Origin of the sequence: Labilibaculum euxinicum, assembly GCF_009795715.1 — a bacterium.
GTDB classification, from domain to species: Bacteria; Bacteroidota; Bacteroidia; order Bacteroidales; family Marinifilaceae; genus Labilibaculum; species Labilibaculum euxinus.
Map to the genome: position 1 here is coordinate 1 of NZ_WTCR01000013.1, position 24041 is coordinate 24041.

Sequence of the window (24041 nt, forward strand, 5' to 3'; positions counted from 1 at the left end):
GGACAATTTCGCTGTAATCCCCAAGTTTCCTAGGGACTCACGAGCTCGTTAGCTCCCAAAGCGGGTGCAAAGATAAATCATTTATTTCATTATATCCTAATCCCAAAGTGAAAAAATTTCAAAAAAATAAAGCCCGTTCCGGTGATAAAAAAATTACTCCCCAAATCACCCAAAATCCTGCCCACTTTCCGTTGAAAGCGGTGCAAAGATAAACCATTATTTTTCCCAATTCCAAACCATTTCATAAAGTTTTTCCAAACATTAACTTAACTAACTGATAACATGAATAATTATTTTTTATAAAAAATAATTTAGCGAATGATTCCTGATGGTGCTGAGTAAAACATTATTCGCTGATGATCGGGAGAACCCTCCATTAGAAATAGAAGCGATATCCTTTTAACGAGGAACGAAGTAAAAGATTTAGCGGATAGCCCGACCAATTTCTCTATTCTTTCGTATACGAAATTGGAAATGGAATGAATTAAAATTAAAAATTTTAGGCTTTTTAACTATCGTTCGGAAAAGATTTTAGGTAGATATACTATCTTCGTATTGCAAAATTATTTTAACACATTAATCTCTCATGGTGACAAATCGTATTGTTATTATCCCAACTTACAACGAAAAAGAAAACATTGAAGCGATTGTAAGGAAGGTTTTTTCGCTGGATACAGCTTTTGATATTCTGATTATAGAAGATAACTCGCCAGACGGGACTGCTGCTATTGTAAAGAAACTACAAAATGAGTTTTCGCAGCTGCACATTGTAGAACGCAAGGGCAAACTTGGTTTGGGCACAGCATATATTACTGGTTTTAAATGGGCGTTGGAACGCAAATATGAATATGTGTTCGAAATGGATGCTGATTTTTCACACAATCCTGAAGATTTAGTTCACTTATATAAGGCTTGTTCGGAAAAAGGCGGCGATATGGCTATTGGATCGCGCTACGTTTCCGGTGTAAATGTTGTAAATTGGCCTATGGGTAGAGTATTGATGTCGTATTTTGCATCGAAATATGTCCGGTTTGTAACGGGAATGAAGATTCATGATGCTACAGCCGGCTTTAAATGCTACACAAGAAAGGTATTGGAAACGATTAATTTGGATAATATCCGATTTAAAGGCTATGCTTTTCAGATTGAAATGAAGTTTACCACCTGGAAATTTGGTTTTAATATTATTGAAGTACCAATTATTTTTACCGACAGAACCCAAGGAACCTCTAAAATGAGTGGTGGAATTTTTAATGAAGCTGTTTGGGGAGTGATTAAAATGAAATTGAGAAGCTTTTTCACAAAATATAATAGATAGGAGAAGTGAGATGTTAGCTATGAGATTAATTTATTTGATAAAATAGTGAGGCTTCCCAAACATCTATATACTATAATATACAAAATATTACAACGTATTAACTAAGCAACCAAATGTCAAGTTTTCTAATTAAAAACGCCTTGATTATTAATGAAGGCAAAAAGTTTGCAGGAAGTGTTCTTGTAAAAAATCAGCTAATTGAAGAAATATATACTTCAGCTCCTGAAGTTACGGATAAGAATTGGACTGTTGTTGATGCTGCCGGAAGATTACTGATTCCGGGTGTTATTGATGATCAGGTTCATTTTCGTGATCCGGGAATGCCACAAAAAGGTGACTTGTATACAGAATCGAGAGCTGCCGTTGCTGGCGGAACTACCTCGTTTATGGATATGCCCAATGTGAAACCACAAACGGTAACTCAGGAATTGCTAACTGAACGTTATAAATTAGGCTCTGAAAAATCTTTGGCAAACTATTCCTTTTATATGGGCGCTACAAACACAAACCTGGAGGAGATTTTAAAAACAGATCCGAAATCGGTTTGTGGCATTAAGATATTTATGGGCTCGTCGACCGGAAACATGTTGGTAGATGATATTGACACGCTTTCGCAGATTTTTGAAAAATCGCCCATGTTGATCGCAACCCACTGTGAGGACACTCCCACCATTGATAAAAATCAGGCTGAATATCAGAAAAAATTCGGTGATGACATTCCTATGGAGTATCATGGTGTGATAAGAAGTGCCGAGGCTTGCTACAAATCGTCATCGAAAGCTATCGAACTGGCAAAGAAATACAATACACGTTTGCATATTCTGCATTTGTCGAGTGCAATGGAAATGGATTTGTTTGATAATTCGATTCCTGCAAAAGATAAAAGAATTACCAGTGAGGTTTGTGTTCATCATTTATGGTTTGATGATAAAGATTACCTGACTAAGAAGTCGAGAATACGTTGGAATCCTGCAATTAAGACAAAAAAAGATCAGGATGCGCTTTGGGAAGCTCTTTTGGATGATCGTTTGGATGTGGTTGCAACTGACCATGCTCCGCATACTCCGGAAGAAAAGGATGGCAACTACATACAAGCCGCCGGTGGTGGTCCTTTGGTTCAGCATTCGCTGATAGCAATGATGGAACAAGCACGTAGAGGAAAAATCAGTATGGAAAAGGTAGTGGAGAAAATGTGCCATACTCCAGCTGAAATTTTTCAGGTTGAAAAACGTGGATTTATTCGCAAGGGATACTACGCCGATTTGGTTCTTTTAAAGGAAGATGACTGGACAGCTACCAATGCCAATTCGTTATACAAATGTGGATGGACTCCTTTTGATGGTGAGAAATTCCAATATAAAGTAGACAAAACCTTTGTTAATGGTCATTTGGCCTACGACAATGGTGTATTTGATGACAGTACTAAAGGAATGAGGCTGAGTTTTGAAAGGTAGAAGTGAGATTTGAGAAATAAGAAAAAAGGTAAAAGTAAAAAGGTGAAATCTTCAAAATATGAAACACTATAATCTTATAGTTACAGCTCTGATTTTTTCAGGGCTGTTTTTGTTTTCCTGCCAGCAGAAAGACACTGTTGAAAACAAAGAATATTCTGGTGTGAAAATCGCCAATCCTATTATTTATGAGGTTTTGGTGACTAATCCGAATCCGGAAGATGATTGGAAAACTGAATGCCTTGCAAATACCAATATTCACGATCTGGTGAAAGACATTATTAATGCGGTAAGAAATGGCGATCTTCCAGCCTTTGATTATTACGACAATCATCAGTTATCAATTCCTGAACTTGAAAAAATAATAGCCGAAAGTGATTTGATGAATAAAACGGGAAACATTCAGTTTGAAGAGGAATGGTTTTGGGATGCGAAAAAGCTTTCTCTTGAAAAGAGAGTTAAAAAAATGATGTTTGGCTACGAGATATATGATGCTCTGGGAAAAGTCAGAGGATACAAAGCCAGTTTTGTAGTGGATTTAGATGCTGATAAAAAATGATCGTTTGTAATTTTCACTGATTTTAAACCAATTCCAATTCTTAGCTATCAACCGCCATTAATACTTTCAAACAGATTGTTCATTTTCTAAATTTACATTTACTTTTGTACGGCATTTGAGAACATACGGCCTTGCCTAAGAAAAAAAGCCCGAAACTTCTCACATCTACAATCTTATATCATAAAAAGAATGAAAGTACTATTTATAGATTCAACCCACGCACGTTTGAAAGAAATGCTTGAAGAAGCAGGGTTTGAATGCACTTATGCTCCTGAAAAGAACAAAGAAGAACTTCTGGCAATTTTTCATGAGTTCGACGGCTTTATTATCCGCAGTAAATTCAAATTGAACAAGGAAGAATTAGACCAGGCTACTCGTCTGAAATTTATTGGCCGTGTGGGTGCCGGATTGGAAAACATTGATGTAGACTACGCCGAAAGCAAAGGGATTAGATGCTTTAATGCTCCGGAAGGAAACAGAGATGCGGTTGGCGAACATGCTGTAGGAATGTTGCTCTCTCTTTTCAACAACTTGTGCCGGTGCAATTTGGAAGTTAGAAATGGAATGTGGCGACGGGAAGAAAATCGAGGCATCGAAATAAAAGGAAAAACCATTGGTATTATTGGATATGGAAATATGGGCGGTGCTTTTGCCCAACGCCTGAAAGGTTTCGGTTGCAAAGTTATTGCCTACGACAAATATAAATTCGATTATTCGGATAAGTTTTGTGAAGAAAAACAGATAGAAGACTTGTTTGAGCAATGTGATGTTTTGAGTTTACATGTTCCGCAAACGGAGGAAACAATGTTTATGGTGAATGATGACTTCCTTAATAAATTTAAAAAGCCAATTTACCTTATTAATACTGCTCGCGGAAAAGTTGTTCGTATTGCTGATTTGGTGAAAAATTTAGAAACAGGAAAGGTTAAAGGTGCTTGTTTGGATGTACTGGAATATGAAAAAACTTCATTCGAAGATTTGCATGCATCGGAGCTGCCCGCAGAGTTTCAATATTTAATTGAATCGGAAAAAGTACTGCTTAGTCCGCACGTTGGAGGCTGGACACATGAATCGAATATTAAACTATCGGAAGTTACGGCTCAAAAGATTATTGATGAATTTGGAGAGTAATGATTCTTACTAAAATACAAAACCTTTAATTAAATTAAAGGTTTTGTATTTTAAATATGAAGCTCCAGCTTAGGCTCCTCAATCTGAATAATATGACTTCTGATTTCTTCTGCAATGCTGAATAAAGTTTCTATTTTTTCCGGCTCAACGAACCATCTGTCTGTAGTAAAAATTCCAAAATGAGATCTGTTTATTAATGACGGAACAAAACTGGTATTTACAAGATTCACTCCGATTTTAAGCCTTTTATCAAACTCCAATGAGTTACAAATCAATTCTTGTATCTCTAAATTCTTAAAAATATTATTTGTCCCGATAGAATCAAACTCCTCTATCACCACCTGAGAATCGAAAGATTCATTGCCCGTTTTATAATCGCTCTGCGATAAGAAGGGATTAAATATATCCTTTATATTTTTCTTTCTGATAAGTATTTTAGCTGATCTGCACATCGATATTGGGAAAAAAACACCACTAAACGTTGATTTTTCATTTATCTTTCGGGAATCTCCAAAACATACAAAATAACTATTCTCACCTCCATTATTAGGAATATACAGATTTCGAAGATTATAAATAAGAGGATTCAAAGCATTACCATGACAATGCTTCACTGAAAAGTCAATATTTCTATTAGACTGCCTTGCAAATTCTTTTAACTTCTGAATGCTTGTTTTTCGCTTTTTCATGAGTTTAAGTTAATTACATTATTTTATGTAAAAATAATCACCAATACCACAAGTATTACTGTTCAATTCAATTTACCTAAAATCCACTTAATAGAAAAATATTTTTTCTCAAAAATCTTTACTCAATAGCATTTAATCAACAATTAAAAGCCTTTCATCAACAAATATGAACCTATAAACAGAACCTAAAAAACGATATTATTAGAATTATGAGATACGGTACTACGGAAATTATTTTTGCCTATCCATTAAAAGTTTTGACAGAAAAGCAACTGATTACGACAAATTCAACTATTCAGGCGAGTTTTGCGAAGGAAGAATGATGGAAGACTTGTTTGAGCAATGCGATATTATGAGTCTGTATGTGCATGTGTAGCAAACAAAGGAAACAATGTTTATGATGAATAATGAATTCCTGAATAAATTTAAAAAACTGATTTGCCTTATTAATACTGCACGCGGAAAAGTGGTTCGTATTGCCATCTGGTGAAAAATCCGCATCTGGTCAGATGAAAGGTGTTTGTTTATCAGATTGAAGCGAAAAAAAGCATTGCTGAGTCTGCACGTTGGTGGCTGGACTCATGAATCGAATAGGAAACTATCGGAAGTTAGGGCTCAAAAAACTATTGATGAATTTGGAAAATAGAGATATTTAGAACAAAAAACTCCGCCCAAAGCGGAGTTTTTTTTATTTGTAATTGTGAATTCTAAAATCCGTAAGCCATTCCAATTCCAAAGTAATGGTAAGCCTCATCGGTTAATTCAATTTCAGCTTCCATAATCAGCGACCATCCATTACCGACTGCAACTCTTATGCCGATTGGCACCCAAAGAGGGATTGTTGTTTCATCGCCAAAATTAATATCCATATCTAATCCGGTAATCAATTTTGTGCCTGATGCCAGGGGAACCGTTACATTTGCTGTTCCATCCAAACCAAAATCATGAAAATGATGAGCTCCTGCTGACAATGAGAGATTCTTACTGATTCCGAACTCCACATCGCCACCGTAATAGGTTTCATCGCCAAAAGCACCAATCTTAGCTCCCAAATCGATATTTCTTCCAACGCCTACTCCAGCATGGAAAAACATTAAAAATTCATTTGATCCATTGGATACCAACATCGAGGGTTCAAATCCAATCGACGCCTCACCACTTTTTAAAATTCCTGATGTATTAAAAATTTGGGCATTCGAAAATGCTGCAACAAATAAAAACATCAGTACAAATAGTATTCTCTTCATTTCAATAAATTTTATCATTCTCTGTCAAATACACTTCAATCTCTATTTTATAGTGTATTCGCTGAAAATTCAAGGTGCATAGTCAAAAATAAATCGCACATAATTCTAAAAGATTACTTATACGATCTTCTTTGTAAATTTAATAAAAAGCTGCACAAAGTTTTAAATCCCTGAGCAGGATTAATTCACGAAACTCATCATTGGAGAGCTTCCCATCAATAAGCTAATCTTTCCTCTCTGAGCCAAAGGGATTTCCATACTGAGAAATGAGGGCCACTTTGTGAGAGAAAGCGTTCCATTTTATCCAAAAAAGTGCTAATCAAGTAAAAACACAAAGAGACCTCCCATTGCGGGATCGTTTTCTAACTGCCAACAGCTGAATACGAATTACAAATTCTGTTGCTCCTTACCCCCTGATTAAAAATCAGGGGTATGGTATCAGATCTTGAGCCTCTGGTTTAATTTGATACTGGATGCTTCTTTTTTCGAAGGAAAAAATAAACCTTAACGTATTTAATAGATTGCTTTTGCGATATCACGAACACAATCGGATGCCATAAGTGTATAAAAGTGTAAGGAAGGAACCCCGTGCTGAATCAATTCTTTTCCTTGCTGAATTCCCCACTCTATACCAACTTGCTTTACCTCATCATTGGTTTTGCATTTGCGAACTTCGGCAGCTAATGCTTCAGGAATATCGGTTTTGAAAATCTGCGGAAGCACTGTCAACTGGCTTAAAGCAGATATTGGCTTGATACCTGGAACAACAGGAACTGTAATACCGGCATCGCGTACTTTCTTTACAAAATCAAAGAATTTCTGATTATCGAAGAACATTTGGGTAACGATGTATTCAGCTCCGGCATCCACTTTCTTTTTCAACCAATAAATATCGGAATCAATATTTGGAGCTTCTTCGTGTTTTTCAGGATATCCGGCCGTACCGAAAGAAAACGGAGTTGCAAAAGGCTCTACATGTGTGCCATCCAAAAACCCGCCTTTGTTAATTTCATTCACCTGATTGATTAAATCGATCGCATATTTGTGCTCTCCTTCACTGGAAATAAAAGCATGGCGGGAAGATGAATCACCACGCAGTAGTAGTAAATCGTAAATACCCAGAAAATTTAAATCCAAAAGTGCATTTTCAGTCTCTTCCGGGGTAAATCCGCTGCAAATTACATGAGGAACAACAGTTATTTTGTATTCATTTTTTATTGCTGCCGCCACTGCTACCGTCCCCGGGCGCTTTCGGGTAATTTTTTTTTCAATTAAACCACTTTCCGATTCTGTGAAAACCACCTCGTCGCGATGTGCTGTGATATTAATGTACTTAGGATCGAATTCCTTTAGCTTATCTATCGTGTTAAAAACTTTGTATATGCTGTTTCCCCTCAAAGGAGGCAACAATTCAAATGAGAAATGTGTGGTTTTATTCTCAATTGCCTGATTTAATAGTTCGATTACTTTCATTGGTTAAATTTAGATGTGAGATATTAGATTTGAGAAATAAGATTCATTCCCGATACAACCAATTCTCATAAATCATATTTATAATATAGCTGTTAACAGCTTCTTTGCTTTCTCTTCGGATATTCCTTTTCGGGAGGCATAATCCTTTAATTGATCTTCCTTAATTTTATCGATAGAGAAATACAATGCCTCCGGATGAGCGAAAATCAATCCACTTACCGAAGCTGCCGGATACATGGCAAAACTTTCGGTTAATGTTGCTCCTATGTTTTTTTCAACATCCATAAAATCCCAAAGTACCTGTTTTTCGGAATGCTCGGGCAATGACGGATATCCAAAAGCAGGACGAATTCCCTGATAATGTTCACGAAGCATCATCTCTATGTCAAGATCTTCGTCGGCAGCATATCCCCAATCTTCTTTACGGATTTTTTCGTGCAGTAATTCGGTGAAAGCTTCCGCCAAACGATCAGCCAAAATCTTAATCATGATGCTGTTGTAATCATCATGATCTTCGGCAAATTTCTCCAGTATTTCTTCAATACCCAAACCTGCTGTTACCACAAAGGCGCCCACATAATCGATTCTTTCCGATTCGATTGGAGCCACAAAATCGCTCAAACACAAACTGCTCAGTCCTTTTTTAAACTTCTCCTGCTGACGAATGCCGCAGAATCTGGTAATTTCATTTGTTCTGTCTTCATCGGTATACAATACGATATCATCGCCAACACTATTGGCAGGAAACAATCCGTAAACCGCACTTGCTTCAATCAATCCTTCACGCTCAATTACATCCAACATGTAATTGGCATCATCGAAAAGAATTTTAGCTTGTTCCTTAAAATCCAGATCTTCCATAATTTCAGGATACATACACTTTAGCTCCCAGGCTACAAAAAAGAAAGTCCAGTCGATGTATTTACGGATTTCGCCAATCGAAAAGTTATTCAGAACCTGCAATCCTGTTTTGTTTGGCTGGTAAATAGGAGCGGTTTTCCAATCAATTTGCTCTCTGTTTTTTCGGGCCTCATCCAAAGTATAGTATTCAACCGGCTTTTTATTTTCATGATCTTCACGCACAATTTGATACTCATCACGGGTTTTTGCCAAAAAATCTTTTCTTTTATTCTTATCGCACAACTGTTTAAAAATTCCCACCGATTTAGAAGCATCTATAACGTGAACCACACCATTCTCATAATTTGGTTCAATTTTAACCGCAGTATGCAATTCCGAAGTGGTTGCACCGCCTACTACCAAAGGAATATCCAAACCTTGCCGCTTCATTTCTTCAGCAACAAAACACATTTCTTCCAAGGAAGGGGTTATCAGCCCGCTTAAACCAATTGCATCCACATTCTCTCGTATGGCAACTTCTATAATCTTTGAGCTGGGAACCATAACGCCCAAATCAATCACCTCGAAATTGTTACATCCTAAAACTACGCCAACAATATTTTTCCCAATATCGTGTACATCACCTTTAACGGTCGCCATTACTATTTTACCGGCATTTTTCGCATCGGTCAAACTATTTTTCTCTTCCTCGATAAAAGGTTGAAGATAAGCAACAGCCTTTTTCATTACCCTTGCTGATTTTACCACCTGAGGCAAAAACATTTTCCCTTCGCCAAACAAATTGCCCACAATGTTCATTCCATCCATCAAAGGTTGTTCAATCACATCCAATGCACGAGGCAACAACTGTCTGGCTTCTTCAGAATCCTGTTCAATATAATCGGTGATTCCTTTTACCAGAGAATAAGAAAGTCTTTCAAAACAAGGTTTTTCTCTCCATGCATCGGCTTTCACCTGAACTTTCCCTACCGATTTCAATCCTTCGGCCAATTCAATGAGTATCTCGGTAGCCTCAGGCTTGCGATTCAAAACCACATCTTCTACTTTTTGTAAAAGTTCTGGTTCTATTTCATCGTAAATCTGTAACATTCCCGGATTTACAATTCCCATATCCAAGCCTTCTTTTATGGCATGATACAAGAAAACGGAATGCATTGCTTCCCGAACTGTATTGTTTCCCCGGAAAGAAAAAGACAGATTGCTGATTCCTCCACTAATTTTAGCATGTGGCAAATTGGCTTTGATCCACTTTACGGTTTTGATATAATCAACCGCATAGTTGTTGTGTTCTTCGATTCCTGTGGCAATTGCCAATACATTGGGATCAAAAATGATATCCTCGGCCGGAAAGCCAACCGTTTCGGTTAATATTTTATAGGCTCTTGCGCAAATTTCAGTTCTTCGCTGGAAAGTATCGGCCTGTCCTTTTTCATCAAAAGCCATTACAACAGCAGCAGCTCCGTATCTTTTTACTTTGGTTGCATGATCGATAAATTCTTCTTCACCTTCTTTTAATGAAATTGAATTGACCACACATTTTCCCTGCACACATTTCAATCCTGTTTCCAACACCGACCATTTTGATGAGTCGATCATGATGGGAACACGGGAAATTTCCGGTTCAGACACCAATAACTTTAAGAAAATATCCATTTCCTTTTCAGCATCCAACATGGCATCATCCATGTTTACATCGATGATTTGTGCTCCGTTTTCAACTTGATTGCGAGCTATCGAAAGTGCTTCTTCGTATTTTTTCTCACGAATTAAACGGGCAAATTTTATAGAACCTGCCACATTAGTCCGTTCTCCTACATTCACAAAATTGGTGAGCGAATTAATCCGCAGTAATTCCAATCCACTCAAACGGGTTTCCTTTTCTACAACCGGAATTTCTCTGGGAGCAGCACCTTTAACCGCATCAGCTAATATTTTAATGTGTTCTGGTCGGGTTCCACAGCAACCTCCAACAATATTTATCTTCTTATTATCCAATAATTCTTTTAAATCACCCAACATGGTTTGAGGAGTTTCGTCGTACTCTCCCAATTCATTTGGCAAACCTGCATTCGGATAAACACTCACATAAACCGGAAGCAGCGTATCCAATTGTTGAATATACGGCACCAAATCTTTAGCTCCAAAAGCACAATTCAATCCAATACTCAGCAATCGGTCACATTTTACTGAAGTAACAAAAGCCTCCAGGGTTTGTCCCGAAAGAGTTCGTCCACTGTTGTCAGTAATGGTTCCCGAAATCATGATTGGTGTATCCAATCCTCTTTCTTCCAGCAATAAATCAGCCGCATAAATCGCAGCCTTGGCATTTAAAGTATCAAAAATTGTTTCTATCAAAAGGGCGTCTACTCCACCATCCAGTAATCCCTTTATCTGTTCGGTGTAAATTCTCACCAAATCATCAAAACCTACATCCCGATATCCAGGATCTTCAACCTTTGGCGACATGGAAGTCGTTTTGTTGGTTGGGCCTATTGCTCCCGCTACCCAACGTGGAGTATTTGGATCAATAACATTCATTTCATCAACAGCAGCACGGGCATTTTTCACTGCTTCAAAATTCAGTTCATACGCCAATTCTTCCAATTGATAATCGGCCAATGATATTGCATTGGCATTAAATGTATTGGTCTCAATAATATTGGCTCCGGCTTCCAAAAACTTTTGATGAATCTCCTTAATGATTTCAGGCTGAGTCAAAGTCAGCAAGTCGTTGTGTCCTTTCTGATCACTTGAAAAATCTGCAAAACGGGTTCCACGAAAATCTGCTTCAGTCAACTTGTGCGCCTGAATCATTGTTCCCATGGCACCGTCTAAAACAAGAATTTGCTTCTGTAATGCCTCTTTAATAGATGTAAATTTCTGTTCCATATTAATTTGCGACTGTTAGATAGATTGCAGTATTACTATTCTTTTGTTCTACCAAAACATGATGTTTGTTCTGTATTTCTTCGATTGTCGCCGGCGTATAATGCCGAACGGTGATCAATTCCAAATCCTCACTCAATTCAACCTCATACTTTTCTTCCAATTCTGCCACCAAATCCTGCATATTTCTGGCTGAGCTATTGGCACAGAATGCAAAGCTAACCGCAGTGTTCTGAGTAAAATTAAGCTTTATTCTATACTTTGTAACCAGTGTAAAAATAAAAACAAGGTCTTTTTCACCAATAAAAGAAAAATTCAGCGGTTTTAAAGTCACTAACAACTGTCTTTTTTTTACAATGTAATTTGGCAGCAATGGTTGTGGCTGATCTCCTTTTGTAATTAAAGTTCCTTTTTGCGATGGATCGATAAATGATTTCACCCACAAAGGAATCTTCTTTGCCTGCAACGGCTTTATGGTTTTCGGATGAATTACCCTGGCTCCGTAATAAGAAAGCTCTATTGCTTCATGATAAGGAATTAAATCCAATTTGGTTGTCACATCAAAATAATCAGGATCTGCATTCAAAATTCCCAATACATCTTTCCAGATGATCATTTTATCAGCGCCAAGCAAATGAGCTAAAATTGCCGCTGTGTAGTCTGATCCTTCTCTTCCTAATGAGGTGGTGAAACCATTCGGATCTCTGGCAATAAAACCCTGCGTAATGTACAATGCAGCCGGATTATCTGGAAATACGGCATTGGCTTTTTCTTTCGACGAATCCCAAAGAATGTTGGCATCTACGTAATTATCATCGGAATCCAAACAGGTTCGAACATCAATCCACTTATTATTTTGTCCGATATGATTTAAATAAGCAGCTACAATTGTTGTTGATAAAAGTTCTCCAAAACCAATCACCTGATCGTATTCAAAATTGAACTGATCGGATGATGGTTTTGAAATTTTGGTTTTCAGCTCGATGAAAAGAGCGTTTATTTCCGAACTGACCTTCGCCGGAACTTCTTCGAATAAATCATCGATCACTGAAGTGTGGTTTTCCTTCAGCAGATCAAAAAGTTCCAAGGCCTTATCATTTCCGGAAAAATAAGCATCTACAATTTCTTCCAGCAAGTTGGTTGTTGTACCAATTGCCGAAATCACTACTGTAAGCGGACGCTTTACTTTGCCAATAATTTGACAAATATTTTTAATAGCAGCAGCATCTTTTACCGATGCACCGCCAAATTTGTATATGATCATTTCTAGTTAGATTTGAGATGCAAACCCCGATAGTTATCGGGATGAGATTTTACATTGATTTCCATTATTCAAAATTACTCATCACCCAAATAAGCCAGGAAAATATCTTTCCCTGCAATTTGCTTACGGATATTTATCAGTTTGGAAAGATTCAATGTTCCAATTACATAGTTAAAATCTTTTCCAGTCAGCGATTCCGATATCTCCTTGAAATCAAATAATTCCAAATCGTTTTTATCTGTGTACCTCAAATAAATCTCAACATCCATATCGTTGGTGTATTCCAAACCACCATAATATTTCAGCTTTTTATATTCGTATTTGTAATTGTAGGCCAAAGCTGTTATATCCGATAAAACTGCCGATCCGGTTGGATGCGCACCAGCTCCTTTTCCATACATAAACTGGTTGTCGTAGAAATTCCCCTGAATTAAAACGCCGTTGTAATGACTCTCAACCGTATAAGCATGCTCTGTTGGTCTCACAAATTTTGGAGCCACAAACAAATTCACCCTATTGCCGTTTACTTTGGTTACTTTTCCCAGCAATCGAATTTTATATCCCTTTTGCGATGCCAACTCAATATCTTTTGGTGAAAGATTCGCGATTCCCGAATTAAAAACCTCATCGGGATGCACAAACAAACCAAATCCGTGAACGGTAAGGATAATCAGTTTGTATAAAGTATCGAACCCACCAACATCCGATGTAGGATCACTTTCAGCAAATCCTAAATCCTGTGCTTCTTTTAATGCCAGATGGTAATCCAGATTTTCATTGAAAATCTTTGTCAGGATATAATTAGATGATCCGTTCAGGATTCCACTTACCGATTGCAATAAATCATTGTCGTAGTATTCTTCCAAATTTCTGATAATAGGAATACTTCCACATGCCGAAGCTTCATACAAAAATGAAACCTTGTATTGCCACTGCAATTGAATCAGTTCCTCGATATGATAGGCCAGCATTTTTTTATTGGCAGAAACCACATGCTTTCCATTTTGCATAGCTGCCTTTACAATCTGGTAGGCCACATCTGCATCGTCAATTAATTCTGCAACAACATTAATTTCCGGATCATTCAAAATATCTTCCGGATTTAATGTAAGTACCTCAGGATCGATGTCCCGTTGCTTAGCTGCATCTTTCACACAAACTTTCACGATAGATGCATCCAAACCTTTGCTGTTTTTTAGAACGTGAGCCAATCCGGAACCTACAACACCGTAGCCAAAAACGCCTATTTTTAATTTATTACTCATTTGATTTTGCTATCGTTTAAGAATGTTTTTAATACTTCAGTTAATTGTTCCTGTTCCAAAAGGAAGCCATCGTGCCCGTAAATTGAATTGATTTCCAGGAATTCTGCATTTGGAATATTGTCAGCAATGAATCGTTGCTCCTGAATTGGGAAAATCTGATCGGAATTTACACCAATCACCAATGTTCTTGATTTGATTTCGTTCAAAGCAGAAACCAAACCATTTCTTCCACGGCCAATATCATGACTATCCATTATTTTTGAAAGATGCCAATACGAATAAGCATTAAATCTGCGCGCCAGCTTCTCACCCTGATACCTCTGATAAGAACTTGCCCGGTAATGATCTGTTTTGCCTTCTTCATTTTCCTGCTGAGAATGATCGTAAGTTGAATAAGTTCTGTAACTGAGCAGAGCAATCGATCTTGCCACGCGCATGCCATTCAAACCTGCCTCATCATTCGATTCTTTCCAGGTAGGATCAACTTCAATTGCCATTCTTTGCGATTCGTTGAAAGCAATTCCCCAAGGAGAATGTTTTGCATTGGAGGCCAATATCACCAAATTGTCCAACTTCCCATTCAACAGATAAGCCCACTCCATGGCTTGCATGCCGCCAAGTGAGCTTCCAATCATCATATGAATACGTTCTATTTTCAAATGCTTTCTCAAAATTTCATGTGCCCCAACCAAATCCCGAACCGTTAGTTGTGGAAAATCATGATAATATGCCTGTCCGTTGTCCGGATTTTTTGAAAGAGGTCCGGTTGAACCGTAGCAGGAAGCAAGAGTATTGTCGCAAACTATGAAGTAATCTTTTGGATTGAAAAAATCATTTTCTCCAAATAATCCTTCCCACCAATCGAAAACATCCGAATTAGCAGTAAGAGCATGACAAACCCAAATCACATTATTCCTTTGCGGATCGTATTCCCCATAGGTGTGATAGGTAAGCTCCAACTCTTTCAGACACTCACCTGATTCAAGTTGTAAACCTTCTTTATGGATGTAACATTCTGGATTCACTGTTTATTGATTTTGTTTTGTTTGTTGTTTTTTTACTTTGTGAAAATTTCACCCAAAATATTCTTGAGCGAAATCTTAAGTTCCCAGTCGAAAATCCGACTAAAAAATTTCCGACTGGGATTGACTATAAGAACTAATTGATTGTCTCTATGTTAATTGCTTTCTCAACAGATTGCTTGATGTCAGCTTTAATGTCTTCGATGTGTTCGATACCTACCGAAATACGAAGCAAGCCCGGCTCAACACCCGAAGCTTTTTGCTCTTCCAGACTCAATTGCTCATGAGTGGTTGAACTTGGATGAATAATTAAAGATTTTGCATCTCCCAAATTGGCAACATGTGAAAGAAGTTCCACACCATCAACCAATTTATCGGCAAGCTCTTTTCCACCTTTTACTTTAAAAGTTAAAACAGAGCCAGCGCCTTTCTTGAAGTATTTTTGAGCTCTTTCGTAGTAAGGACTGGATTTTAGGCCTGGATAATTTACCTGCTCTACCCAATCCTGTTCCTCTAACCATTTAGCTAGCGCTACTGTATTTTCAACATGACGATCCAAACGAAGAGAAAGTGTTTCCAATCCCTGTAATAAAAGGAAAGAATTGAACGGACTCTGGCTGCATCCATAATCCCGTAAACCTTCTACTCTGGCACGAATTGCAAAAGCAATGTTTCCAAATGGTCCGCCGGCGCCAAAAACATCCCAGAATACCAATCCATGATATCCTTCTGAAGGCTCAGTAAACTGAGGGAATTTTCCATTTCCCCAATTATAGTTTCCTCCATCAACAATTACTCCTCCAATAGCTGTTCCATGACCGCAAATCCATTTTGTTGCCGATTCCACAACAATATTGGCTCCGTGCTCCAACGGACGGAATAAATATCCTCCTGCACCCAGAGTATTATCCACGATAAGCGGCAAATCATATTTCTTAGCTATTGCAGATATCTTTTCAAAATCCGGTATTGAGAATTTAGGATTCGGTAAAGCCTCAACATAAATGGCTTTGGTTTTTTCATCGATCAACGGAATAATAGTATCCGGCTCATCGATATCAACAAAACGACACTCTATTCCCAGTTTTTTAAACTGAACCTTAAATTGATTGTATGTTCCTCCGTAAATCTGAGAAGCACTTACAAAGTTGTCGCCAACTTCCAGAATATTTGTTAGTGCTAAAAACTGGGCAGCCTGACCGGATGCTGTTGCAACAGCTGCAACTCCACCTTCCAAAGCCGCAATTCTTTTCTCGAAAACATCATTGGTAGGATTCCCCAAACGAGTATAAATATTCCCGAATTCTTTCAATCCAAACAGGTTTGCTGCGTGTTCTGAACTATCAAAAGTGTAAGCTGTGGTTTGGTACAAAGGAACTGCTCTCGAGTTGGTTACTGCATCAACTTCCTGACCTGCGTGTATCTGTAATGTTTCGTATCTTAAATTATTTGACATGGCGATTCTGTTTTACGAACAGGCTAATACTGTCAGCCATTCACTTTTAGCTATAATATAACAATCAGATTATCTGACTTGTTATTCAGCTTAAAAGCCTATTCCTTGATTTAAAAATTGATTAATTAGTTAGAAACTGAAGTTTCTGAATGTCGCAAAAACATATCTGCTTAGATTCAAACATTCTGAATGTGGTTTCAGATTTGGTTGTACCTATTCATCGTTCTGTAAAAACAGAAATATAAAAAGTAAGCAAGATTGAATTTGAATTCCCGGGTTCGGTGTTATTTTATACGCACCAGTATCTAAAAAAAGGGAAAGATTTTAGAAAGAATGCGTTAAATCATACGCATCATTTGCTGCATTCGCATCATCAACATGGTTGAAGATTGCAACGTGAAGTTTTGCTCCTGATGAGCCTGCTGATTGTAATTAATTTGAGTCTTCTTCATAATCTGTTAATTTATATTCACCAAAAATTTGGTCAGGATTTGACACCTTTCAGCTATGGAAGCCGCGGTTGTCAGAAGGTCAACGAGCCTGTTCTCTTACTTCTTCTGTATAAATTATAGATATTCTCCTGAGAGATTTACCTTATATAACGGGAACAAAGATAGGGAAGTTTTTGAATTCACCAAACATTCCCGACCTCTTTGTCTTTTATTTTTTTACAACAGCACAAATTGTGCAGTATCTCTGCTTCGCTGTTCCAGCAGTATTTCCCGGCCATTGGTCATTCTTTCAACGGCTTCAGAATTGTGATGGCGAATCGTAATCAACTCCAGATTCTCATTGTATCTCACTTCAAATTTGGTAGAAATTTCTTCAATTAAATTTTTCAACCTTCTATCTGAATTATCAACACATACCGAAAAACTAATTGCCGAATTCTGAATTAAATTTACTTTCACCTGATGTTTTGCGAAAATGGAAAACAACGAACTTAAATTTTCTTCCAGTATGAAAGAAAAATCACTTGGTCGTATCGAAATCAGCACCTGATCTTGTTTACGAATATAAACAGGAATCAACTGATCCTGCTTTTTAGAAGCTGTACTAATTAAAGTTCCTGACTCGTTCAGACTAAGAAACGAACGCACCTGCAAAGGAATTTTCTTTTTCTTAATTGGCTGTATGGTTTTGGGATGAATTACTTTAGCGCCGTAAAAAGCAAGTTCGATAGCTTCCTGATATGATATACGCTCTAATTTCTGCGCATCGGGCAGCCATTTTGGATCTGCATTCATAATTCCAGGAACATCTTTCCAAATGGCCAATTTATCCACATCAAGGATATAAGATAAAATTGCAGCGGTATAATCGGAGCCTTCCCGTCCTAAAGTTGTGGTTTGATTGGTTTTAGTTCCACCCAAAAATCCTTGGGTTACGTATACAAATGTGTTGGTAAAACCAAAAGCCTGAGGCACCAATCTCTGAGAAAGTTCCCAATCAATCCGTCCTTCTTTATAAGTATCATCCGTTTTTAAACAAGTACGGATATCCACCCACTTATTTGGCGTACCGCTTAAACGAAGGTATTCAGATACAATTGTTGTAGAAATCAACTCTCCAAAACACACAATTTGATCGTAATCAAATTCGTAACTTAAGGATGGCGATTTTTGCAGATAAGCCCGCAACTGCCCGAAAAGAGATTCTATTTTCGAAAAAACAGCATCATCCTTTTTGGAAAACAATTCATTTATGATCTTTGTATGGTATGTTTGCAATGCATCTACTTTAGATTCAATCCCATCCTTTTTAGCTGCAAAAGCATCAACGATCTCTTCCAAAGCATTGGTTGTTTTGCCCATTGCCGACAATACAATAATCATTTCCTCTCTGTAGGATTGTACAATTTTCACAAAATTCCGTACACCATCAGCACTATTTACCGAAGCCCCGCCAAATTTAAATATGTTCATCAAAAAAATGTTAGATAATTCTTACTAAAAGGTTATTTAAACCCGCTTTCAAAATAAAAATTGAAGTTACAAAATATTGTTTCAGCATTACAAAGTTTGTGAAATTTTAAGATCATTCTGTAATTCATTTCGCACTTTTTAATCGCAAAAAAGAAAAAAACGCGGTTGAAAACAAAAACCTGTTTAATGCCATTAAAACAACAATTTTCCTTTCACTTATTACATACCTAATATACCAAGGCTTCACACCTTAAAATTAATTACCGTAAACGTTTGAAATAAGTGTTTCGGCGTTTCACAAAAAAGCATAACTTTATGCCACCAAATGAATGTAAACCAAAAAGCCTTAAAAAAATGACTGAACACAACAATGTTCAAACTCTAAATCAATTCATCATCCAAAGACAATCCGATCATCCTGGAGCAAAGGGAGAATTATCCCGGTTACTTCATCATATTGGAATTGCATCTAAAATTGTAAACCGTGCTGTGAACAAAGCCGGTCTGGTTGATATTTTAGGTGAACATGGAGATCGAAATGTGCAGGGAGAAGATCAGCAGAAACTGGATGTTTTTGCAGATACTCACTTTATTGATGCCTTAAAAGCCTGTGGTGAATGCTGTGCTGTTGCATCGGAAGAAAATGAAGAAATCATTATTTTTGATGATGAATTGAGTAAACATGGAAAATATGTTTTCGCAATGGATCCGCTTGACGGCTCATCGAATATCGATGTAAATGTTTCGATCGGAACAATTTTCTCGATTTACGAACGCCTTTCTCCTCGGGGAGAAGTTGCTAAAATTGAGGATTTCCTTCAGGAAGGAACCAAACAGGTTGCTGCCGGATATATCATTTACGGTTCGTCAACCATGTTGGTATACACCACCGGAAAAGGAGTAAACGGTTTCACTCTGGATCCATCAATCGGTGAATTCTGTTTGTCGCATCCCAACATTAAAACACCAAAAACAGGAAAAATTTACTCCATCAACGAAGGAAATTACATCAATTTTCCAATGGGTGTAAAAAAGTACATTAAGTATTGTCAGGAATATGATCAAAAATCAAACCGCCCCTACACTTCCCGATACATAGGATCTTTGGTGGCCGATTTTCACCGAAATTTATTGAACGGTGGTATTTTTATCTATCCGCAAACCAGAAAAAACCCCAACGGAAAACTTCGTTTGATGTACGAATGCAATCCAATTGCTTTTATTGCTGAACAAGCCGGCGGTAAAGCTATCGATGGCACGCAGCGAATTTTAACCATTAAACCAAGTTCGCTTCACGAACGTGTTCCGTTTTATACCGGATCGACAAACATGGTGAAGAAAACCGAAGAGTTTTTACATTTCTTCAACAACATCTGAAATAGAATTTTCAGAAGAAAAATTTAACACACTACTAAACAAAGCCACTTTTCAATTGAGAAGTGGCTTTGTATTCTTTACTTATTGGTCGCTTATTCTTTTAAAACCATATCAATACACATTACCGCGGCAAGAATAAGAATTCTCATCGGATTATCTGCAGTCACTTTCTCATCAATCGCCAACATATAATTATCTGCTGATGTAAACAATTCCTTGCCAATTCCAGCCCATTTTTTACTTACATGAGCAAACTCTGTTTCCCCTTTACTGAATTTAAAATCCCAGCTGGTCCATTTTCCTTTAAGAGTGCACAAAATATTTTCAGTAGAATCAATAACATCAAATTTGCCACCTATTGAGAAAAATTTTTGTTTGAATTTTCCCAATAAATTATCATTCTCATCAAAAACTTCAACTGTAGACAAGAAGAATGAAACACCTCGTTTTATTGTTAGTACTTTTTCACCTGAAACAGTTTTAATTTCAATATTAAAAGGAGTCATTCTCTTGTAATCAGTAAAGCGAAGCATCTTGGTAAAAAAACCAAGTTTTTCTTCCCTGCAGGTCATTATCATTTCCTGATTTTCAGGATTGAAAATATCAAAATTATTTGCTGCTTTGAACATGCCAACATGTTCCTTCACGAAAAATGAATTTCGACTTAAAATTGGATTCATATTTTATCTATTTTGTTGAATGGTCTCACTCCATTTTGTAAGAGATGCCAAAAGGTTATCTTAATTTAATTTCATCGTTACTATTTTAGAGAAAAACACCTTGCCTGCCTGTAAGCCTTAAGCAATACTATTATCCATAAAATTTTTACGAAAGTAAACATTATTTACAATCAAGTATAATAATGAAAGCCTAAACTATGATACTTTAAACCGAATTTACAGAAGAAATTATTGTAACACACCACAAAACAAAAGCCACTTTCCAATTGGGAAGTGGCTTTTGTTTTGTTCTTACCGCAAGTTTGCAACCTGTAATTCTCCTCATATTACTTGCTTATGCCAGAAGTCGAAGATTTCTAGCAGATCAAACACTTAGAAATATCAATTCATTCCTAACAATTCTAAAATTTCACCTTCCTTCAAAATACAAGCATCTTTACCCTGCTCAATTTTAATTTCCATCTTCTCAACCTTTGAAGGGCCGACTCCTTTCCCTGCACATAAAATATTAGGCTGTTTCAAAATCTATTACTAAAAATTTCATTTTATATTTTCTTTAAATTATTAATCAATAAATATTCTTCACTAACACTTGCAATCACATGCTCTTCTTGCAAACCTGCAAACACCTCCCCATTTCGGTAGAGTTATTTCTACATGCCTGCAGCAACTGTTTTTTTTCGGTAAAATGTGCTTTGCAGGCGTGCAGCAACTATTCGACAGCTGTGAAATGGTGTATGCAAGCATGTTTACCCTATTTTACTACAATCGAACAGGCGCTGCAGTCATGCATCACCAATTTTATTGTGGCAAAGTATGCGTTGCAAGCCTGCGTACTATACTCCACCAAAAAAAAGTATGCGCTGCAGGCTTGCAGCGCATACTTTTCTGTATTTACAATCGGATTACACTTCGGGAGCAACAACCTCTTCCTCAACCTTTGCTTTCGATACCGTTCTGGGGAACAAACGATCGGCATATTTCCTGCCAAACAACTTTACCGCATCCAGATAATTGAATTCGTATTGTTTGCGCAAATCGGCCTGAGCCAATCCTTCGTTTGCCACAGCCATTTCTACATTGGTTTTGGCTTGTTGCTTGTTGGATATTGCTGTGCGCACTTCGGCAATGGCTCTGGTAAGTGGCGCATATTGTACCGCCAAAACGTGCTCTTCGCCTAAGGCTTTAATACGTTCAGCAATTTGATTAGCCTTATCAACTTCTTTGGCAAATGGTGCACGTACAATGTCGGAATACTTCCCATCGGGAAATAACATAGTAAAAACAGGTCGTCCCGGATTGTTACGGTCGTATTGTTTGGCCACATCGGCCACGTTTCGAATGCTATCGTCCAATACCGCATCTCTCAGCATCAAATCATCATGAGCAGCATCATACAATTCCCTCTTTTTATCGGTTTCATCTCTTTTTTCTTTTAAAACAATAATTTTAGGGGCTATTGCCTCTGCTAAACCTTCTGCTCCTTTGGTTTGTTTACAAAGCCTGGTATGGCGATTCGAATTGTTAATGTGTACCTGCGACGACATTTTGTCGTTTAATAGTTTTGCCATTTTATGTTGGTTTTAGTGAAACTAATTCTCTGTATTATTTTTGTAAATTGTTCCTACCTATACGGATCATAAACTATCATCAAGCTCTTCAAACTCACCAATCATCTCTGATCCCACTCAATTCTTCTATATTATTTTTTATGATCGAATTTTTAAATTTAACAATTCGATTATTAAAATACACATAATTCTCTTTATTATTTTTCACAACTCCATTTTAAACACTCATCAAGTCTCATCAACAAGCTATTGACACTCCATCATCTTTGTTGTAATTTTACACAAGCACCCTACATTGCTTCCAATTCTCTTCGCACACATATGGTATATTTTAAATCCAATTCGTGAATAAATCAATATCAAAAGCAATGAAAAATACAGTTTACAAACTCTTAATAAGCCTGTTTCTATTTACGGTTCCCCTTATTGCTTTCAGTCAAAACGGGAAAGTCATTATTAATGATATTGAGCTGAATGAAACTCAACTTACCAATCTTGAAAATGAATATGGACTAAAACCCAAAGCAGGAAATTACTGGTACGACAGCAAAAGTGGTTTGTATGGAGTTGTTGGTTATGCTTCTTTCGGATTTATGCTGCCCGGACACGATTTTGGGGAATTAAAATCAGACGCATCTGCCGGCAATACAAGTGTAGTTGTTAACGGGCGGGAACTGCCCGAGAACGAATGGTTGGTGTGGAGCTATGTATTGGGTTATTACATTCAACCAGGCTTTTACTGGTTCGATGATCAGGGTAATGCCGGTTACGAGGGCAATCCAATTCCTACTGTTAATTTGTATTTGGCTGCTCAGCAGAACTATTATATGGGACAAGGCAGTGGCGGAGATAATTTCTGGTCAACCCGCTTTAGTGCCGGCAATTCCGATCAGGGCAATACCCGCGGCTATGTTAGTGTTCCCGGATACGGCCCTGTCGGTTATGGATTTTAAATTAAACCTCCAGCAAACAAGTTAACTCGTCGCTCGTCATGCTGGGGATAAATTCAGTGATTGCATAATCTGCTAAATCATTTTTGTGAAAAGGATCTTTAGCCAGAATTTCTTCCAATTGTTTTTTATCCTTCACTGTTGAAAGTATTACGCCTCCTGTTCTCGGAACTTTTCTGCCCGAGGCCTGAAAATTTCCCAAAGCATACTGCTCTTTTAAATACTGAACGTGATTGTTCAATTCTTCTTCTACCTTTTCGATAGGTACTTTGTAGGTTAATGAAATGATAAACATGATTTTATTATTTTTTTAATCTTAAAATTATAGTCTCAACAGTTTCAAGTGGTATTCCACTTTTTCGTGCAATTTGTTTTATAGAAAGTCCTTCGTTTTTCATATTCATCACAAATACTTCCATAGGCTCTCCCACTTCAATCAGATGATTGTCGGGATCAAAAAAACGAATGGACCTTTGTCCCCAGGATTCTTTATGAATTTCATGTAAAAACACTGTTTTTTTCATTTTCAGTCTCTCACAAAACTCTTCAAGCAACTCCGTTTCAAAATACAATTCGAATCGATTCAAATCACCTTTTGTGTTCAACTCTTTCTCAATAATATGATTTGGTGCCGGTTCCCAAATCGTTAAACCACTCTTAAATATCACATTCTTTCCAAAATCATGTTCTATTTCCTGATTAAGTACACGAATGTAGAAATCTTTTGATATTTCGATATCCTTTACAAATAGTACTGACGAATGAAATTTCATATCCTTCTAATTTTTTTTACTTAAAAGCAACAAATGTGCATCCTATCAAACCAACGACATTTCCTTTTGCCTGCTTTATACTTGGTTCTTGGCACTTGTTACTTGGTTCTTGGCACTTTGTTCCTGATCCTTGGCACTTTTAA

The 24041-nt window shown here is 37.2% G+C and carries 20 protein-coding genes and 1 riboswitch; of the genes, 7 read left to right on the top strand and 13 right to left on the bottom strand.

Going from position 1 to position 24041, the window contains the following annotated elements:
- Nucleotides 1-586: 586 nt before the first annotated feature.
- From GQR60_RS15870 to GQR60_RS15885, 4 genes are all read left to right on the top strand, one after another.
- The gene (locus GQR60_RS15870; protein WP_124993880.1) at nt 587-1318 is read left to right on the top strand and encodes a polyprenol monophosphomannose synthase; all 732 of its coding nucleotides are present in this window, start codon (nt 587-589) and stop codon (nt 1316-1318) included.
- A 113-nt stretch (nt 1319-1431) separates the two neighbouring features.
- The gene (locus GQR60_RS15875; RefSeq protein WP_124993881.1) at nt 1432-2772 is read left to right on the top strand and encodes a dihydroorotase; all 1341 of its coding nucleotides are present in this window, start codon (nt 1432-1434) and stop codon (nt 2770-2772) included.
- A gap of 58 nt (nt 2773-2830) precedes the next feature.
- Nucleotides 2831-3328 (top strand): hypothetical protein, encoded by a 498-nt coding sequence (locus tag GQR60_RS15880; RefSeq protein WP_124993882.1) that lies wholly within the window; start codon nt 2831-2833, stop codon nt 3326-3328.
- A gap of 189 nt (nt 3329-3517) precedes the next feature.
- The gene (locus GQR60_RS15885) at nt 3518-4459 is read left to right on the top strand and encodes a 2-hydroxyacid dehydrogenase (RefSeq protein WP_124993883.1); all 942 of its coding nucleotides are present in this window, start codon (nt 3518-3520) and stop codon (nt 4457-4459) included.
- Nucleotides 4460-4509: 50 nt separating this feature from the next.
- On the opposite strand, the gene GQR60_RS15890 is transcribed toward GQR60_RS15885, so the two are convergent.
- Nucleotides 4510-5148, bottom strand: a complete 639-nt coding sequence (locus GQR60_RS15890; RefSeq protein ID WP_124993884.1) for a hypothetical protein — start codon at nt 5146-5148, stop codon at nt 4510-4512.
- Nucleotides 5149-5539: 391 nt separating this feature from the next.
- Between GQR60_RS15890 and GQR60_RS20445 the strand changes: the two genes are divergently transcribed.
- Nucleotides 5540-5638 (top strand): hypothetical protein, encoded by a 99-nt coding sequence (locus GQR60_RS20445; RefSeq protein ID WP_124993885.1) that lies wholly within the window; start codon nt 5540-5542, stop codon nt 5636-5638.
- A 217-nt stretch (nt 5639-5855) separates the two neighbouring features.
- On the opposite strand, the gene GQR60_RS15900 is transcribed toward GQR60_RS20445, so the two are convergent.
- The 8 genes from GQR60_RS15900 to GQR60_RS15935 form a co-directional block, all read right to left on the bottom strand.
- On the bottom strand, nt 5856-6395 hold the full coding sequence (locus GQR60_RS15900; protein WP_124993886.1) for a hypothetical protein: 540 nt from the start codon (nt 6393-6395) through the stop codon (nt 5856-5858).
- A gap of 513 nt (nt 6396-6908) precedes the next feature.
- Complete coding sequence (gene metF, locus GQR60_RS15905) at nt 6909-7868, bottom strand: methylenetetrahydrofolate reductase [NAD(P)H] (protein WP_124993887.1); 960 nt, start codon at nt 7866-7868, stop codon at nt 6909-6911.
- A 78-nt stretch (nt 7869-7946) separates the two neighbouring features.
- Nucleotides 7947-11618 carry a methionine synthase gene (gene metH, locus GQR60_RS15910; RefSeq protein ID WP_124993888.1) on the bottom strand — a complete coding sequence of 1224 codons (3672 nt, stop codon included), beginning with the start codon at nt 11616-11618 and terminating at the stop codon, nt 7947-7949.
- Between the two features lies 1 nt (nt 11619).
- Nucleotides 11620-12879, bottom strand: a complete 1260-nt coding sequence (locus tag GQR60_RS15915; protein WP_124993889.1) for an aspartate kinase — start codon at nt 12877-12879, stop codon at nt 11620-11622.
- 74 nt (nt 12880-12953) lie between these two features.
- Nucleotides 12954-14144: a homoserine dehydrogenase gene (locus GQR60_RS15920; protein ID WP_124993890.1), complete on the bottom strand. Its 1191-nt coding sequence runs from the start codon at nt 14142-14144 to the stop codon at nt 12954-12956.
- Nucleotides 14141-15169, bottom strand: coding sequence for a homoserine O-acetyltransferase family protein (locus GQR60_RS15925; protein ID WP_124993891.1), 1029 nt, complete (start codon nt 15167-15169; stop codon nt 14141-14143). The genes GQR60_RS15920 and GQR60_RS15925 overlap by 4 nt, the downstream gene beginning before the upstream one ends.
- A gap of 133 nt (nt 15170-15302) precedes the next feature.
- Complete coding sequence (locus tag GQR60_RS15930; protein WP_124993892.1) at nt 15303-16622, bottom strand: O-acetylhomoserine aminocarboxypropyltransferase/cysteine synthase family protein; 1320 nt, start codon at nt 16620-16622, stop codon at nt 15303-15305.
- A gap of 460 nt (nt 16623-17082) precedes the next feature.
- A riboswitch (SAM riboswitch) is annotated at nt 17083-17190 on the bottom strand.
- Nucleotides 17191-17290: 100 nt separating this feature from the next.
- On the bottom strand, nt 17291-18547 hold the full coding sequence (locus GQR60_RS15935; protein WP_124993893.1) for an aspartate kinase: 1257 nt from the start codon (nt 18545-18547) through the stop codon (nt 17291-17293).
- Nucleotides 18548-18901: 354 nt separating this feature from the next.
- Here GQR60_RS15935 and fbp point away from each other — a divergent pair, with 354 nt between their 5' ends.
- On the top strand, nt 18902-19924 hold the full coding sequence (gene fbp, locus GQR60_RS15940) for a class 1 fructose-bisphosphatase (protein WP_124993894.1): 1023 nt from the start codon (nt 18902-18904) through the stop codon (nt 19922-19924).
- 92 nt (nt 19925-20016) lie between these two features.
- Here the strand turns inward: fbp and GQR60_RS15945 are convergent, their stop codons facing one another.
- Nucleotides 20017-20604 (bottom strand): phospholipid scramblase-related protein, encoded by a 588-nt coding sequence (locus GQR60_RS15945; protein ID WP_124993895.1) that lies wholly within the window; start codon nt 20602-20604, stop codon nt 20017-20019.
- Nucleotides 20605-21509: 905 nt separating this feature from the next.
- Nucleotides 21510-22175, bottom strand: coding sequence for a hypothetical protein (locus tag GQR60_RS15950; protein WP_124993896.1), 666 nt, complete (start codon nt 22173-22175; stop codon nt 21510-21512).
- A 368-nt stretch (nt 22176-22543) separates the two neighbouring features.
- Here GQR60_RS15950 and GQR60_RS15955 point away from each other — a divergent pair, with 368 nt between their 5' ends.
- The gene (locus tag GQR60_RS15955; RefSeq protein ID WP_124993897.1) at nt 22544-23128 is read left to right on the top strand and encodes a hypothetical protein; all 585 of its coding nucleotides are present in this window, start codon (nt 22544-22546) and stop codon (nt 23126-23128) included.
- Between the two features lies 1 nt (nt 23129).
- Here GQR60_RS15955 and GQR60_RS15960 read toward each other — a convergent pair whose 3' ends face one another.
- Together GQR60_RS15960 and GQR60_RS15965 are read right to left on the bottom strand one after the other, a co-directional pair.
- Nucleotides 23130-23420, bottom strand: a complete 291-nt coding sequence (locus tag GQR60_RS15960; RefSeq protein WP_124993898.1) for a YciI family protein — start codon at nt 23418-23420, stop codon at nt 23130-23132.
- Nucleotides 23421-23427: 7 nt separating this feature from the next.
- Nucleotides 23428-23898, bottom strand: coding sequence for a VOC family protein (locus GQR60_RS15965; protein ID WP_124993899.1), 471 nt, complete (start codon nt 23896-23898; stop codon nt 23428-23430).
- Nucleotides 23899-24041 lie beyond the last annotated feature (143 nt).